Annotated in this window: 1 protein-coding gene; it reads left to right on the top strand. The window is 37.6% G+C overall.

Annotation, left to right across the window (positions count from 1 at the left end; genetic code table 11):
* Window positions 1-359 (top strand): isopeptide-forming domain-containing fimbrial protein (locus KQI94_RS16380; protein ID WP_216454693.1); only part of this gene is annotated, 359 nt, incomplete at both ends.

The raw sequence follows: 359 nt of genomic DNA, 5'->3' as shown, positions 1-359 counted from the left end.
CGTGACCAAGAATTTAAATGGAACGTCAAAACAGCCTTTGGCAACGAAACAAGCACGTGGACCCAAGCTAGCATGGTGGATGACATTAATAAAGTGCTAGATATCACTGATGTAAAAGTCACAGATGAAAATGGTAAAGATGTTACAGCTAATGGCAAAGTAACACAAGAAAATAACAAAGTAACTTTTGAAATGAATAAAAAAGATGACAGCTATGACTATTTAAGTGGTCATACGTATACAATGACTATCACCACTAAAATTAAAACTGACGCAACGGACGAAGAATTAGCACCTTATATTGAACAAGGTGGCATTCCCAACCAAGCCGACTTAAACTTTGGCAACGAAGGTGACGT

This window comes from Enterococcus sp. S183_ASV_20 (assembly GCF_018919685.1).
GTDB lineage: Bacteria > Bacillota > Bacilli > Lactobacillales > Enterococcaceae > Enterococcus > Enterococcus faecalis.
This window is presented reverse-complemented; position numbering and strand designations above follow the sequence as displayed.